The following is a 13,901-nucleotide window of genomic DNA, read 5'->3' as shown; positions in this document are numbered from 1 at the left end:
CCCGGCGGTGGCGTGCCGGCGCGGCTGCGTAGCGTTCACGGCATGCACGGCTTCTCGACCAAGGCCATCCACGCCGGTCAGGCTCCCGACCCCACCACCGGCGCGGTGATCACGCCGATCCACCCGTCGTCCACCTTCGCCCAGGACGGCGTCGGCGGGCTGCGCGAGGGAGGGTACGAGTACTCCCGCAGCGCGAACCCCACGCGGACGGCTCTCCAGGAGTGCCTCGCCGCGCTCGAGGACGGCCGGCACGGCGTGGCGTTCGGCTCCGGCATGGGCGCGTCCGACGTGCTCATGCGCGTGCTGCTCAAGCCCGGGGACCACGTCGTCATCCCGCACGACGCGTACGGCGGCACGTTCCGCCTCGTCGACAAGATCCTGGTGCCGTGGGGCGTCGAGTACACGCCCGTGGACCTCGGTGACGTCGACGCGCTGCGCGCCGCACTGCGTCCCGCCACGAAGCTCGTCTGGTGCGAGACGCCCACCAACCCGCTGCTGGGCATCGCCGACATCGCCGCGCTGGCCGAGGTGGCCCACTCCGGGGGCGCGCGGCTCGTCGTCGACAACACGTTCGCCTCGCCGTACCTGCAGAATCCCCTCGCGCTGGGCGCCGACGTCGTCCTGCACTCCACGACGAAGTACGTCGGCGGCCACTCCGACGTCGTCGGCGGCGCGCTCGTCACCAGCGACGACGAGCTGGCCGAGAGGATCTTGTTCACCCAGAACTCGGTGGGTTCGGTCCCCGGCCCGTTCGACGCCTGGCTGACGCTGCGCGGGGCCAAGACCCTCGCCGTGCGCATGGAGCGCCACTGCGACAACGCCGAGCGCGTCGTCGAGCTGCTCACCGGTCACGAGGCGGTGGAGAAGGTGCTCTACCCGGGCCTGCCCGGGCATCCCGGCCACGAGATCGCTGCGAAGCAGATGCGCCGCTTCGGCGGCATGGTGTCGTTCCTCGTCGCGGGCGGGCGGGAGGCGGCGCTGAAGGTGTGCGCGGCCACGGAGCTGTTCACCCTCGCCGAGTCCCTCGGCGGCGTCGAGTCGCTCATCGAGCACCCGGCGGCCATGACCCACGCGTCGGTGGCCGGGTCGGCGCTGGAGGTCCCCGACAACCTCGTGCGGCTCTCCGTGGGCATCGAGGACGTCGAGGACCTGCTCGAGGACCTCCGCACGGCCCTCGGCGCGGCGCGCGGCTGAGGTCCGCGGTCGGGACGGCCGTACCGGGGCCGCTCAGCTCTTGGCGGGAGCGTCCGCATCGGCGACGGTGGGCGGGGCCACCGGTGCCTTCACGACGATGTCACCGGGCGCGATGCATCCTCCGACGAGGACGTAGCCATCTGCAGAGGGCACGTAGCGCCCGGGGTCGTCGCACCCGGCCCGCTGGACCATGAACACGGCGAGGCCCGCCAGCACCGCCGCCACCAGCAGTGGCGCGACGGCCCGCAGCCGTGTCATGCGTTCTCCTCACCGACGGTGGCTGTGCGTGCCCACCCCGTCCCCGTCGAGGCTACCGGTGTGGCGTGCGGGCCGCCGTCCGTGTGGCCGTCCCGCCCGATCGGGTGGGTGCGAGGATGCGGCCATGGTGCCCGTCGTTCCCCCTGTCACGCTCCGCGACGTCCTCGCCGCGCGTGACCTGCTGGCAGGCGTCGTGGCACCCACCCCGATCGCCGGGGCGCGCGCGCTGAGCGAGCTGTGCGGTGGGCCGGTGTGGCTGAAGTGCGAGAACCTGCAGCGCACCGGGTCGTTCAAGATCCGCGGGGCGTACACGCGCATCGCCGGCCTGGACGCCGCCGAGCGCGCTCGCGGGGTGGTGGCCGCGAGCGCGGGCAACCACGCGCAGGGCGTGGCGCTGGCCGCGCAGATGCTCGGCATCGAGGCCACGGTGTTCATGCCCGATGGGGCCGCGCTGCCCAAGGTCGGGGCCACCCGCGGCTACGGCGCGCAGGTGCACCTCGTCGGGGAGACCATCGAGGGCAGCATCGCCGCCGCCGTCGAGTTCTCCGAGCGCACCGGCGCGGTGTTCGTCCACCCGTTCGACCACGTGGACGTCATCGCAGGCCAGGGCACGGTGGGGCTGGAGATCCTCGAGCAGGTGCCCGACGTGCGCACGGTGCTGGTGTGCACCGGCGGGGGCGGCCTGCTCGGGGGCATCGCGGCCGCTGTCAAGGCCCTACGACCCGATGTGGCCGTGGTGGGCGTCCAGGCCGAAGGCGCGGCCACCTGGCCACCCTCGCTGGCCGCGGGAGCGCCCGCCACGCTGCCGTCGATGCGCACCATCGCCGACGGGATCGCCGTCGGCCGGCCCGGCGACGTCACGTTCCCGCAGGTGGCCACGCTCGTGGACGAGATCCTCACCGTGGACGACGACGCGCTGTCCCGCGCCCTGCTGCACTGCCTGGAACGCGCCAAGCTGCTCGTCGAACCGGCGGGCGCGGCCGCCGTGGCCGCGCTGCTGGAGCACCCCCACCGCTTCGCGACCCCCGCGGTGGCGGTGCTCTCGGGCGGCAACGTCGACCCGCTCGTGCTGGGCCACGTGCTCCGCCACGGCCTCGCCGCCGCCGAGCGGTACCTGTCGTTGCGCGTGCGCGTGGACGACCGGCCCGGGGCGCTGGCGAACCTGCTGACCCTGATCGGGAGCCACGGCGCCAACGTCATGGACGTGGCGCACACCCGGCTGTCGGGCGCGCTCCCGCTCGGCGACGTGGACGTGGACGTCACGCTCGAGACTCACGGTCCCGAGCACTGCGCGGAGCTGGTGGACGCGCTCCGCGCCGCCGGTCACGCCGTGCTGGACCGGACCGACAGGCGGAACGCGTAGGACGATCAGGCGCGGAAGGGCTCCGCGGCCACCAGCGAGACCTTCATGCTGCCGCCGTCGGGCAGCGTGTACTCGCGGGTGTCGCCGATGTGGGCGCCCAGCAGCGCCGCACCGAGCGGTGAGTTCGGCGAGATGACCTCCAGGTCCCCGCGGCTGCCCTCCTCGCGCGAGCCCAGCAGCACCGTCTCGGTGTCGTCGTCGCCGTCGTAGCGCAGCTTGAGCACCATGCCGGGAGCTGCCGTATCGGAGTTGGCGGGAGCGGTGCCGACCTTGGCCGTGCGCAGCAGCTCCTGGAGCTGGCGGATACGGGCCTCCTGCTGGCCCTGCTCCTCGCGGGCGGCGTGGTAACCGCCGTTCTCCTTGAGATCGCCCTCCTCGCGGCGGGCGTTGATCTCGGCGGCGATGACGGGGCGGTTGGCGATCAGGCTGTCCAGCTCACCCTTGAGCCGGTCGTAGGCCTCCTGGGTCAGCCAGCTCTCCTGCGTGTCCGTCACGGTCATCTCTCCTCCAGCCTGTCCCGGTCCATGTGCCCACGGACCGTCCGGCCCGCGGCACGGTGACCCGCCCGGGGCCACCCGATCCCGTGGGCGGCATAGCCCCGAGTAAGGAAAAACACGACCCGCCTGCGGGCCGTGTACAGCTCACGGTAACACGATGGCAGCCGCTCGTCGCAGCTTTTCGACGAACGGTTGGTGTGCCCGCGGAGTTCCCGATCCTGGCAAACGCGCTGGTCACAGCGCTGCCAGTGAGTGGGAACGGCGGCCTGGCGGCCGAACTGGATCCGCGTGGCGGCTCACCGTAGCGGCCTGGGGCCGCTTCCGCGAGTGCTGCCGTCGCCCGCGTCATGGAGCGCTGTCGCGGGTGCAGACGCCGCAGCATCGGCGTCACCGAGCGTGACCGGGAAGCAGGGGCGCGGCTGTGGCGTTATCCGGTCGACGCGCTCTTGTCGGTGCGCTCTGCAACGATTCGAGCAACACGCTCCCCAAGGAAGGATCGCGGTCGACCTCATGTCCTCTTCCGACACCACGGGCCCACTGCGGCTGATGACGGTGCACGCGCACCCCGACGACGAGTCCAGCAAGGGGGCCGCCACCACCGCCCGGTACGTCGCCGAGGGCCACGAGGTGATGGTCGTGACCTGCACCGGTGGCGAGGCGGGCAGCATCCTCAACCCCGCCATGAACCGCCCCGAGGTCCTCGCCGACATCCCCGCGATCCGCAGGGCCGAGATGGCGAAGGCCGCGGAGATCCTCGGTGTGCAGCACCGCTGGCTGGGCTTCGTCGACTCCGGGCTCCCCGAGGGCGACCCCAAGCCACCGCTGCCCGAGGGGTGCTTCGCGCTCGTCGACGTCGAGGAGGCCACGGAGCCCCTCGTCAAGCTCATCCGTGAGTTCCGTCCGCACGTCCTCGTCACCTACGACGAGAACGGCGGCTACCCGCACCCCGATCACATCAAGACCCACGTGATCTCGATGGCCGCGTTCGACGCCGCCGCCGACCCCGACCGCTTCCCGGGCGCCGGTGACCCGTGGCAGCCGCTGAAGCTCTACTACTCCCACGGCTTCTCGAAGTCGCGCATCATCGCGTTCGACAAGGCGCTCAAGGAGCGCGGCCTCGAGTCGCCCTACGACGAGTGGCTGGCCAACTGGCCCGACGACCGTCCGGACCCGGGCGAGCGCGTCACCACCCGCGTCGAGTGCTCGGAGTGGTTCGACGTCCGCGACAGGGCCCTGCTCGCGCACGAGACCCAGATCGACCCCACGAGCCGGTGGTTCCTGGTGCCGCTCGACATCCAGCGCGACATCTGGCCCACCGAGGACTACGAGCTCGTGCGCTCGCTCGTCGACGTCCCCGACCGGGAGGACGACCTCTTGGCGGGCGTGGACGAGCGGGTGGCCGTCCGGCGGGCCGGGTGACCTCGCGTAGCCTGGTCTGATGCTGGTCGACCTCGGGTTCCTGCCGCAGAGCACGATCACGATGGGCACGATCACGGTCGTGGCCCAGGACCCGGCGCCGCCACCCGGCGAGGGCGAGGAGTTCGGCAAGGCGTCGCCGATCGCGCTGGTCGTCGTCATCCTGATGGGGCTGGCGCTGGTGGCCCTCATCGTCTCGATGTCGAAGCGCATCCGGCGGCTGCCGGAGAGCTTCGACAAGGCCGAGGCCACCGACGCCGGGGATGCCGCGGACAAGCAGTCCTGAGAGGCTGGGCGGCATGCCGAACCGGCTCGCCGCCGCCACCAGCCCGTACCTGCTGCAGCACGCCGACAACCCCATCGACTGGTGGGAGTGGTCCGACGAGGCCTTCGCCGAGGCCGCCCGCCGTGACGTGCCCATCCTGCTGTCCGTGGGGTATGCCGCGTGCCACTGGTGCCACGTCATGGCGCACGAGTCGTTCGAGGACACAGACACCGCTGCGCAGGTCAACGCGGGCTTCGTCGCGATCAAGGTCGACCGCGAGGAACGTCCGGACATCGACGCCGTCTACATGGCGGCCACCCAGGCCATGACGGGTCAGGGCGGCTGGCCGATGACGTGCTTCCTCACGCCGATCGGCGAGCCGTTCCACTGCGGCACCTACTACCCGCCCACGTCGCGGCAGGGCATGCCCGGCTTCCGCCAGCTGCTCGATGCCGTCACCAAGGCCTGGAGGGAGGACGGCGACCGCGTCCGCGGCGCCGCGGGGGAGATCGCCGCCCGGCTGTCCGACAACGCCGCCGCGTCGCTGCCTCCCGCCCCCGTCGACACCGACGCGCTGGACCGCGCGGCCACGGCGCTCGGCGCCGGGTTCGACTCCCGCTACGGCGGCTTCGGCGGGGCACCGAAGTTCCCGCCGTCGATGGCGCTGGAGTTCCTGTTGCGCCACCACGAGCGCACCGGCTCCGACGAGTCGCTCGGGCATGCGTACGTCACCTGCGAGCGGATGGCCCGCGGCGGCCTCTACGACCAGCTCGCCGGCGGGTTCTCCCGCTACAGCGTCGACGGCCAGTGGATCGTGCCGCACTTCGAGAAGATGCTCTACGACAATGCGCTGCTCCTGCGGGTGTACGCGCACCTGGCGCGCATCGCGGCGGCCGGGAGCGCAGGCGGACCGCCCATCGACACAGCGGCGCTGCCGCGGCGCGTCGCGGAGGAGACCGCCGGGTTCCTGCTGCGGGACCTGCGCACGCCCGAGGGCGGTTTCGCCTCCGCCCTGGACGCCGACACCGACGGTGTCGAGGGCCTCACCTACGCCTGGACGCCGTCGCAGCTGCGCGAGGTGCTCGGCGACGAGGACGGCGCGTGGGCGGCCGACCTGCTCGCCGTCACGCCCCAGGGCACGTTCGAGCACGGCTCGTCCACGCTGCAGCTGCTCGCCGACCCCGACGACGCCGAGCGCTGGGAGCGGGTCCGCAGCGCCCTGCTGGGCGCGCGCGACCTCCGTCCGCAGCCCGGACGCGACGACAAGGTCGTCACGGCCTGGAACGGCATGGCGGTCCAGGCCCTGGCCGAGGCGGGCGCCACGCTCGGACATCCCGAGTGGGTGGCCGCGGCCGCGGAGACGGCCGACCTGCTGCTCACGCGGCACCTCGTCGCCGGGCGGCTGCGGCGCTCGTCGCGCGACGGGAAGGTGGGCGTCGCCGTCGGCGTCCTGGACGACCACGGCTGCCTCGCCGACGGGCTCCTCGCCCTGCACCAGGCCACGGGCGAGCCGCGCTGGCTCCAGGCCGCCACCGACCTGCTCGACGTCGCGCTCGAGCACTTCGCCGTGCCGGACGAGCCGGGCGCGTTCTTCGACACCGCCGACGACGCCGAGGCGCTGCTGCACCGGCCCCGCGAGCTCACCGACAACGCCACGCCCTGCGGCAGCTCGGCGCTGGCGTCCGCGCTGCTGACGGCGTCGGTGCTGGCCGCCGACGGGGGCCGGTACCGCGATGCGGCGGAGGCCGCCCTGCGCGGCGCCGGCACCCTCGCCGAGAAGCACCCGCGCTTCGCCGGTCACTGGCTGACCGCGGCGGAGGCGATGGTGCGGGGGCCCCTGCAGGTGGCGCTGGTCGGGGCCGGCGAGCCCGCCGGTGCGGCCCTGCTCGCCCACGCCCGCCACATCGCACCCGGTGGCACGGTCGTCGTCCCAGGGGAGCCGGACGCCCCCGGCGTCCCGCTGCTGGCCGACCGCCCCCTGGTCGGCGGCCTGCCCGCGGCCTACGTCTGCCGCGGCTTCGTGTGCGACCGCCCGGTGACCACGCCCGAGGAGCTGACGGCGAACCTGGTCCTCCGCCCGTGACCCGGGCACAACCCCGCGGGTCGACACGGGGAACCCCGCGCGCCGTTCAGTGGCGCCTCGCGTCCGCCGTGAGTGGAAACTTCTGCCAGCGCCTCTGTTGCTGTGTAATCTCGTAATCACGGGCTCGATGGCAGGGGCCGAGCAACGGAGGTCGAGATGTCGGGACGCATGCATCGGGGATGGCACGGAGCGGGTGGACGCGGAGGGCGCGGGCCCGGGCGCGGCGGGTGGCAGCAGGCCGACCTGCCCGGTGCCGAGGACGCGGCCGCCTGGCTGCAGGGGCGGTTGCCCGACGGCTGGTTCGTCGGCGCCCCGGAGGTCACGGTGGACCGTGAGGAGGTCCTCATCGTCGGCGAGCTGCCGGCTGTCGAGGGCGAGTTCGAGGACACCGAGGCCGGACGCGCGGACCGCGCGGCGGCCGAGGCGGGGCGGATCTCCCGGTTCCGGGAGAGCACCCGCGAGGAGCGCATCGAGATCGCGCGTCAGGCGGAGCACCGCTACCAGCGGAAGGTGGCGTGGGGTGCGCGGGTCGGCGATTCCGTGGAGCTGTTCACGGTGGCGTCGGTGCCGGTGATGACGCGGCTGCGTCAGCCGGAGCGCATCGTGCTGGACACGCTGGTGGACTCCGGGGTGGCACGGTCGCGATCCGACGCGCTCGCGTGGGCGGTGCGGCTCGTGGGCGAGCACGCCGACGAGTGGCTGGGCGAGCTGCGCGACGCCATGGCGAAGGTCGACGAGCTGCGGGCGAAGGGCCCCACCGGCGACGGGTCCTGAGTCCGGGCCGGGCGGCAGCCCGGCACAGGGCTCAGAACAGGATGAGCCAGATCGCGACGAGGTGGCAGATGGCCGCGAGCACCGTGGCCGCGTGGAAGAACTCGTGGTACCCGAACGTCCGCGGCCACGGGTTCGGCCACTTCGTGGCGTAGAAGACCGCGCCGACGGTGTAGAGCAGGCCGCCGGTGAGGATCAGCACCAGCGCGGCCACGCCGCCGCCGGCGAGCATGGCCGGGATGGCGAACACGGCCACCCAGCCCAGCGCGATGTAGATCGGAACACCGACCCAGGCGGGCGCGTGCGGCCATGCGGTCTTGAGCACGACCCCGGCCAGGGCGCCGGCCCAGACGGTGATGAGCACCCAGCGGGCCGTGCCGGCGTCCATCGCCAGCGCGGCGACGGGCGTGTACGTGCCCGCGATGAACAGGAAGATCATGGAGTGGTCGAGCCGCTTCATGATCGCCCGCGACCGGGCTGTGCGCCACGTGCGGCGGTGGTAGAGCGCGCTCGTGCCGAACAGCGCGAGGATCGTGGCGCTGTAGACCGACACGGCCAGCGCCGCACCACCGCCCACGAGGACGGCGGACACCGCGATCAGCGTGGCGCACGCGGCGATCGAGACAGTGAACGACCAGAAGTGCAGCCAGCCCCGCATCCGCGGCTTGACCAGCGGCGGACCGGCTGGAGACGTGTCGACGGTCGCTGCGCTCACCCCGTGGAGATTACGGCACCACGACGCACCCAGGGTGTCGCGCGCGTGAACCCCGCCACCGGAGGGCGTGACGGTCGAGGGCGACACGCAGTCGCGGCGGCGTAGGGTGACCCGCCGTGGGCGTGCGTGACCTGCTGTACTCGCTGTACGAGCGCAGGATCAGCCGACGGCTCAGCGCCGTCGAGGAGCGGCCTGCGCACGTGGCCCTGATGCTCGACGGCAACCGGCGCTGGGCGCGTGACGTCGGGTTCGCCGACGTCAACGACGGCCACCGCGTGGGCGCGGCCAAGATCGCCGATCTGCTGGGGTGGTGCGAGGAGGCGGGCGTCGAGGTCGTCACGCTCTTCCTGCTCTCCACCGACAACCTCAACCGGCCCGCCGACGAGCTCGAGCCGTTGCTGCAGATCATCGCTGATGTCGTGGACGAGCTGAGCGGCCCGACCGCACGCTGGCGACTGCGGGTCGTGGGGGCGCTGGACCTGCTCCCGGAGGATCTCGCCCACCGGCTGTCCGCCGCCGCGGAACGCACCGTCGGGCGCCCCGGCCTTGAGCTGAACGTGGCCGTCGGGTACGGCGGCCGCCAGGAGATCGCGGACGCCGTGCGCAAGCTGCTGCTGCAGCACGCCGAGTCGGGGACGTCGATCGAGGAGCTCGCCGAGGTCCTCGACGTGGACCACATCGCGGCCCACCTCTACACGTCCGGACAGCCCGATCCGGACCTCGTGATCCGGACGTCGGGGGAGCAGCGGCTGTCGGGCTTCCTGCTGTGGCAGTCGGCGCACTCGGAGTTCTGGTTCTGCGAGGCCTACTGGCCGGAGTTCCGCAAGGTCGACTTCCTGCGGGCCCTGCGGGACTACGCCGCGCGCCACCGCCGCTTCGGTTCCTGACCACCCGCGAGGGGATGTGAGCATACGAAGAGGGCGCCGGACCGGGTGGTCCGACGCCCTCTTCGTCAGTTCAGTGGATCAGGAACGACTCACTGCTTGTGCAGGTCGCCGGCCGAGCCGCTGTTGTCGCCACAGGAGCGCGAGTTGTCGGTGGCCTGGTCGACCGAGGAGTTCGCCGTGCCGAGCAGTGCCAGCGCACCGCTCGCAGCAGCGGTGATGTCCTTGACCGGGACCTGGCCCTGGGCGAAACCGCCCTGGATCGGGACGTCGTTGTTGCACGCCTGGATCGGCACGTTGATGTTGTTGTCGGCAACGTTGACGAAGCCCTGGGACTTGTCGCCGTTGACGTTCGACCACACGGTCTTGTCAGCGCCGCCGTGGGCCTCACCGGCGAAGGCGAGCGGGCTGACCGCGAGCAGGGTGGCGGCGGCCGCAGCCACGACGATTCCAGCCTTCTTGAGCACAGTTGTCTCCATGTTGAGTCGTGCGGACCGACCGAAGTCGATTCCATCCAGTGTTCACACCAGACCGGGGAGCCGTGTGAACCGCGATCAGGATATCGCTGGAGCGCCGCCGGAAGTAGCCGAGTAATTCGATCGTGTAGCCCGATTACCGTGGGCTTGGGTACGCCTTCTTTCGAGTGTTGCCAGATGGCTGAAAATCTGCTGTACGGAGCCGGCGGAGCACCCTGCGTTGCGGCGTTCATTCGGAAGCGTGGTGCGCTCGCAGCGTGGTGGTCACGATGCGTACGGCCGCCTGTCGTGAGTACGGTCGTGAGGCGAGCATACGAAAAGGGCGTCGGACCAAGTGGTCCGACGCCCTTCGCGTCAGTTCAGCTGTGAATCAGGAACGACTCACTGCTGGTGGGCGTCGCCCGCCGAGCCGCTGTTGTCGCCGCAGGAGCGCGAGTTGTCGGTGTACTGGTCGACCGAGGAGGACGCCGTGCCGAACAGGCCCAGCGCGCCACTCAGGGCGGCAGTGATGTCCTTGACCGGGACCTGACCCTGGGCGACGCCGCCCTGGATCGGGACGTCGTTGTTGCACGCCTGGAGCGGCGCGTTGACGTTGTTGTCGACAACGTTGACGAGGCCCTGCGACTTGTCGCCGTTGACGTTCGACCACGCGGTCTTGTCGGCCTCGTGGTGGCTCTCGCCGGCGAAGGCGAGGGGGCTGACCGCGAGCAGGGTGGCGGCGGCCGCAGCCACGACGATTCCAGCCTTCTTGAGCACAGTTATCTCCTGTTGAGTCATGCGGATCCGGTCGAAGCCGATTCCATTCTTGCCAGCGTATGACCGGGGAGCCCTCGCTGACCACGAAAAAGGTAGCGCCCGGCCGACGGGCCTCGCAAATCCCTTACCACCATCGAATGATCGACACACTGTGCGTGTGGATACGCCCACCATCGGATGTCCTCGGTGGAGGAGGAATCGGGCGCTGTGTGCAGAAAATGGACGCGCTGTGATCGTGGACCACCCGTCCGGAACCGTACCTTTTCGCCCGCGGACCCTGTGTGATCGCGCTCTGCGTCCGCCGCCCGGTACCGTGCGCCGGTGCGGGTGGACGAGGTGGTGCGTGAGTACCTCCGGATCGCCCGGGGCCTGGAGCGGTTGCTGCCCGGATCCCTCGACCTCTACGGCCCCGCCGCCGCGGACCCGGACGGGCCACCGATGTCCGCCCCGGACCTCGTGCGGGCCGCCGGTCGGCTGGCCCGGGCCGTGCCCGACGCCCTCGAGCCCGCCCGCGCGGACTTCCTCCGGGGCCAGCTCGTGGCGTGCGAGTGGACGGCCCGCCGCCTCGCCGGCCAGTTCGTGCCGTTCGTCCAGGAGGTCCGGGCGGCGTTCGGCGTCCGGATCGCGATGGGGTCCGAGGACGGCTACCGCGCCGCGCACCGCGAGCTCGACGACCTGCTGCCCGGCCCGGGGTCACTGGCGGACCGGGTGGCCGCGTACCGCGCCCGTGACGAGGTTCCGCGCGAGCGGCTCGGTGTCGCGGTGCGGGCGCTGTCGGAGGCCCTCCGCGAGCGCACGACGACCCGGGTGGAGCTGCCGCCGGGAGAGTCGGTGGCCTACCGCGTGGTCGACGACGCGCCGTGGAGCGCACTGCACCGGTACCACGGTGGCTTCTCCTCGACGGTCACGCTCAACGCCGGCGCCCACCTGCGGCATGCGCAGCTGGCGCAGCTCGTCGCGCACGAGGTGTACCCCGGCCATCACGCAGAGCGCTGCCGCAAGGAGGTGGTGCTCGTTGCCCGCGGGTGGGACGAGCACCGCGTGGTCCTGGCCAACACGCCGCAGAGCCTGGTGGCGGAGGGCGCCGCGGACCTGGGGCTGCACGCCGTCGTCGGGTCCGGCTGGGGGCGGTGGGCGGCCGGGGTGCTCGACGGCGTCGGGCTGCGGTTCGACGGCGACCTGGCCGAGCGGGTCGACGCCGCCACCGCCGTGCTCGCCCGCACGCGGCAGGACGCCGCGCTGCTGCTGCACGACCGGCACGCGCCGGAGCAGGACGTACTAGCCCATCTGCGGCGATGGTTGCTGGTGGGAGAGGCGCCCGCAGCCGCGGTGCTGCGGTTCCTGGGCCACCCCGTCTGGCGGGCCTACACGACCACCTACATCGAGGGCCCGCCGCTGCTGCGTCGCTGGTGGGAGGCGGGCGACCCGGACGAGCGGCTGCGCCGCATGCTGGACGAGCCGTTCACGCCGTGGGCGCTGGAGGCCGTGGAGGCACCGTGACGCTGCGCCGGATGGCCGCGAGCCGTACGGGATGAGCGTGTCCCCCACGACGACGGGCGGTGTTCGGCCGGCGATGAGTGGTAGGCCGTTCTGTTAAATCTCGGGACGTGAACACGAGATGACGCGACGTTGCTGTTGACCGCACCCGGGTGACCGCCGGTAGCGTTCAACTCGGCGAGTTCGTACCCGATGCGAACCGCTCGGGGAGGCCCTGGTCGTGGTGTTGACACCCGAGGGGGCCGGCACCCGGCCCTCACGGGCATGTGCGGCTCCGCCGCGGATGCCCGAGCCAGGGCCGGCCGGCCCACCAGAGTGTGGGCGCGGTGCCGCGCCCACGAGGGAGCACCCGTGACCGACGATCGTCGTACCGCCCCCGTCTCGGATCGCACCACCCGCTGCTACGTGCTCGACACCTCCGTCCTGCTGTCGGACCCCTGGTCGCTGACCAGGTTCGACGAGCACGAGGTCGTCCTGCCGTTGGTGGTGATCTCTGAACTCGAGGGCAAGCGGCACCACCCGGAACTGGGGTGGTTCGCCCGCACGGCGCTGCGCACGCTCGACGAGCTGCGCATCGAGCACGGCCGCCTGGACGCACCGGTGCCCATCGGCACCGCCGGCGGAACGCTGCACGTCGAGCTGAACCACACCGACCCGGAGGTGCTCCCCGCGGGCTTCCGCACGGACTCGAACGACAGCCGCATCCTCGCCTGCGCGCTGAACCTGGCGGCCGAGCGCAAGCTCGACGGCCGTGGCGAGGTCGTCCTCGTCACCAAGGACATGCCGCTGCGCGTCAAGGCGGCCGCGGTCGGGTTGCAGGCCGACGAGTACCACGCCCTCGACGTGGTGCCGTCCGGCTGGACGGGCATGACGGACCTGGAGGTCACGGCCGAGGACGTCGACACGCTGTTCCGTGACGGCGTCATCGACCACGAGGAGGCCCGGGAGCTCCCCTGCAACACGGGACTGCGCCTGACCGGCGGCGGCTCGGCGGCGCTGGGCCGGGTCACGGCCGACAAGCAGGTGCGACTCATCCGCGGCGACCGCGAGGCGTTCGGGCTCCACGGCCGCTCGGCGGAGCAGCGAGTGGCCCTCGACCTGCTGCTCGACCCCGACATCGGGATCGTCTCCCTCGGTGGCCGGGCCGGCACCGGGAAGTCGGCGCTCGCGCTGTGCGCCGGGCTCGAGGCGGTGCTGGAGCGCCAGCAGCACCGCAAGGTCGTGGTGTTCCGGCCGCTGTACGCCGTGGGCGGTCAGGAGCTCGGCTACCTGCCCGGCAGCGAGGCCGAGAAGATGGGGCCCTGGGCCCAGGCCGTCTTCGACACCCTCGGTGCGCTGGTCAGCGAGGACGTCATGACGGAGGTGATCGCGCGCGGCATGCTCGAGGTGCTCCCCCTGACGCACATCCGCGGGCGGTCGCTGCACGACAGCTTCGTGATCGTCGACGAGGCGCAGTCGCTGGAACGCAACGTGCTGCTGACCGTGCTCTCGCGGCTGGGCACGGCGAGCCGGGTCGTCCTCACGCACGACGTCGCGCAGCGCGACAACCTGCGCGTGGGCCGGCACGACGGCGTCGCCGCGGTGATCGAGAAGCTGAAGGGCCACCCGCTCTTCGCTCATGTCACCCTGACGAGAAGTGAGCGCAGCCCGATCGCCGCGCTGGTGACGGAGATGCTGGAGGGTCCGGCGGCCTAGCAACCCCCCAACGAGCGGCACTCTCGTCGGA

At 72.2% G+C, this 13,901-nt stretch carries 14 protein-coding genes; 9 read left to right on the top strand and 5 right to left on the bottom strand.

The window, feature by feature from the left end; translation table 11 throughout:
* Nucleotides 1-42: 42 nt before the first annotated feature.
* Nucleotides 43-1,194 (top strand): cystathionine gamma-synthase, encoded by a 1,152-nt coding sequence (locus JWR81_RS11185; RefSeq protein WP_297650236.1) that lies wholly within the window; start codon nt 43-45, stop codon nt 1,192-1,194.
* 33 nt (nt 1,195-1,227) lie between these two features.
* Here the strand turns inward: JWR81_RS11185 and JWR81_RS11180 are convergent, their stop codons facing one another.
* Entirely contained in the window at nt 1,228-1,452 is a 225-nt protein-coding gene (locus JWR81_RS11180) for a hypothetical protein (RefSeq protein ID WP_297650234.1), read from the bottom strand.
* A gap of 124 nt (nt 1,453-1,576) precedes the next feature.
* Here JWR81_RS11180 and ilvA point away from each other — a divergent pair, with 124 nt between their 5' ends.
* On the top strand, nt 1,577-2,815 hold the full coding sequence (gene ilvA, locus JWR81_RS11175) for a threonine ammonia-lyase (RefSeq protein ID WP_297650228.1): 1,239 nt from the start codon (nt 1,577-1,579) through the stop codon (nt 2,813-2,815).
* Nucleotides 2,816-2,820: 5 nt separating this feature from the next.
* On the opposite strand, the gene greA is transcribed toward ilvA, so the two are convergent.
* A complete protein-coding gene (gene greA / locus JWR81_RS11170) occupies nt 2,821-3,315 on the bottom strand; it encodes a transcription elongation factor GreA (RefSeq protein ID WP_297650226.1) in 495 nt (164 codons plus the stop codon).
* Between the two features lie 507 nt (nt 3,316-3,822).
* Between greA and mca the strand changes: the two genes are divergently transcribed.
* The 4 genes from mca to JWR81_RS11150 all read left to right on the top strand — a co-directional run bounded on the left by mca (nt 3,823) and on the right by JWR81_RS11150 (nt 7,850).
* Nucleotides 3,823-4,731, top strand: a complete 909-nt coding sequence (gene mca, locus JWR81_RS11165) for a mycothiol conjugate amidase Mca (protein ID WP_297650224.1) — start codon at nt 3,823-3,825, stop codon at nt 4,729-4,731.
* 19 nt (nt 4,732-4,750) lie between these two features.
* Complete coding sequence (locus tag JWR81_RS11160) at nt 4,751-5,014, top strand: hypothetical protein (protein WP_297650222.1); 264 nt, start codon at nt 4,751-4,753, stop codon at nt 5,012-5,014.
* 13 nt (nt 5,015-5,027) lie between these two features.
* On the top strand, nt 5,028-7,076 hold the full coding sequence (locus JWR81_RS11155) for a thioredoxin domain-containing protein (protein ID WP_297650220.1): 2,049 nt from the start codon (nt 5,028-5,030) through the stop codon (nt 7,074-7,076).
* Nucleotides 7,077-7,244: 168 nt separating this feature from the next.
* Nucleotides 7,245-7,850, top strand: a complete 606-nt coding sequence (locus JWR81_RS11150; RefSeq protein ID WP_297650323.1) for a hypothetical protein — start codon at nt 7,245-7,247, stop codon at nt 7,848-7,850.
* A 31-nt stretch (nt 7,851-7,881) separates the two neighbouring features.
* Here JWR81_RS11150 and JWR81_RS11145 read toward each other — a convergent pair whose 3' ends face one another.
* Nucleotides 7,882-8,505 (bottom strand): hemolysin III family protein, encoded by a 624-nt coding sequence (locus JWR81_RS11145; RefSeq protein ID WP_297650322.1) that lies wholly within the window; start codon nt 8,503-8,505, stop codon nt 7,882-7,884.
* 179 nt (nt 8,506-8,684) lie between these two features.
* Here JWR81_RS11145 and JWR81_RS11140 point away from each other — a divergent pair, with 179 nt between their 5' ends.
* Complete coding sequence (locus JWR81_RS11140) at nt 8,685-9,449, top strand: isoprenyl transferase (protein WP_297650320.1); 765 nt, start codon at nt 8,685-8,687, stop codon at nt 9,447-9,449.
* 89 nt (nt 9,450-9,538) lie between these two features.
* Here the strand turns inward: JWR81_RS11140 and JWR81_RS11135 are convergent, their stop codons facing one another.
* Together JWR81_RS11135 and JWR81_RS11130 are read right to left on the bottom strand one after the other, a co-directional pair.
* Nucleotides 9,539-9,913 (bottom strand): hypothetical protein, encoded by a 375-nt coding sequence (locus tag JWR81_RS11135; protein ID WP_297650218.1) that lies wholly within the window; start codon nt 9,911-9,913, stop codon nt 9,539-9,541.
* Between the two features lie 390 nt (nt 9,914-10,303).
* Entirely contained in the window at nt 10,304-10,678 is a 375-nt protein-coding gene (locus tag JWR81_RS11130) for a hypothetical protein (protein ID WP_297650216.1), read from the bottom strand.
* A 321-nt stretch (nt 10,679-10,999) separates the two neighbouring features.
* On the opposite strand from JWR81_RS11130, the gene JWR81_RS11125 reads away from it, so the two are divergent.
* Together JWR81_RS11125 and JWR81_RS11120 are read left to right on the top strand one after the other, a co-directional pair.
* Nucleotides 11,000-12,178 carry a DUF885 domain-containing protein gene (locus JWR81_RS11125; RefSeq protein ID WP_297650214.1) on the top strand — a complete coding sequence of 393 codons (1,179 nt, stop codon included), beginning with the start codon at nt 11,000-11,002 and terminating at the stop codon, nt 12,176-12,178.
* A gap of 348 nt (nt 12,179-12,526) precedes the next feature.
* Nucleotides 12,527-13,870 carry a PhoH family protein gene (locus JWR81_RS11120; RefSeq protein WP_297650212.1) on the top strand — a complete coding sequence of 448 codons (1,344 nt, stop codon included), beginning with the start codon at nt 12,527-12,529 and terminating at the stop codon, nt 13,868-13,870.
* Nucleotides 13,871-13,901 lie beyond the last annotated feature (31 nt).

Source organism: Pseudonocardia sp. (genome assembly GCF_025965585.1).
Taxonomy (GTDB): Bacteria; Actinomycetota; Actinomycetes; order Mycobacteriales; family Pseudonocardiaceae; genus Pseudonocardia.
This window is presented reverse-complemented; position numbering and strand designations above follow the sequence as displayed.

Excerpts from the sequence above, each read along its gene's own strand:
- JWR81_RS11185 (WP_297650236.1), top strand. The coding sequence starts at position 43 with ATGCACGGCTTCTCGACCAAGGCCATCCACGCCGGTCAGGCTCCCGAC.
- JWR81_RS11180 (WP_297650234.1), bottom strand. The coding sequence starts at position 1,452 with ATGACACGGCTGCGGGCCGTCGCGCCACTGCTGGTGGCGGCGGTGCTG.
- ilvA (WP_297650228.1), top strand. The coding sequence starts at position 1,577 with ATGGTGCCCGTCGTTCCCCCTGTCACGCTCCGCGACGTCCTCGCCGCG.
- greA (WP_297650226.1), bottom strand. The coding sequence starts at position 3,315 with ATGACCGTGACGGACACGCAGGAGAGCTGGCTGACCCAGGAGGCCTAC.
- mca (WP_297650224.1), top strand. The coding sequence starts at position 3,823 with ATGTCCTCTTCCGACACCACGGGCCCACTGCGGCTGATGACGGTGCAC.
- JWR81_RS11160 (WP_297650222.1), top strand. The coding sequence starts at position 4,751 with ATGCTGGTCGACCTCGGGTTCCTGCCGCAGAGCACGATCACGATGGGC.
- JWR81_RS11155 (WP_297650220.1), top strand. The coding sequence starts at position 5,028 with ATGCCGAACCGGCTCGCCGCCGCCACCAGCCCGTACCTGCTGCAGCAC.
- JWR81_RS11150 (WP_297650323.1), top strand. The coding sequence starts at position 7,245 with ATGCATCGGGGATGGCACGGAGCGGGTGGACGCGGAGGGCGCGGGCCC.
- JWR81_RS11145 (WP_297650322.1), bottom strand. The coding sequence starts at position 8,505 with ATGCGGGGCTGGCTGCACTTCTGGTCGTTCACTGTCTCGATCGCCGCG.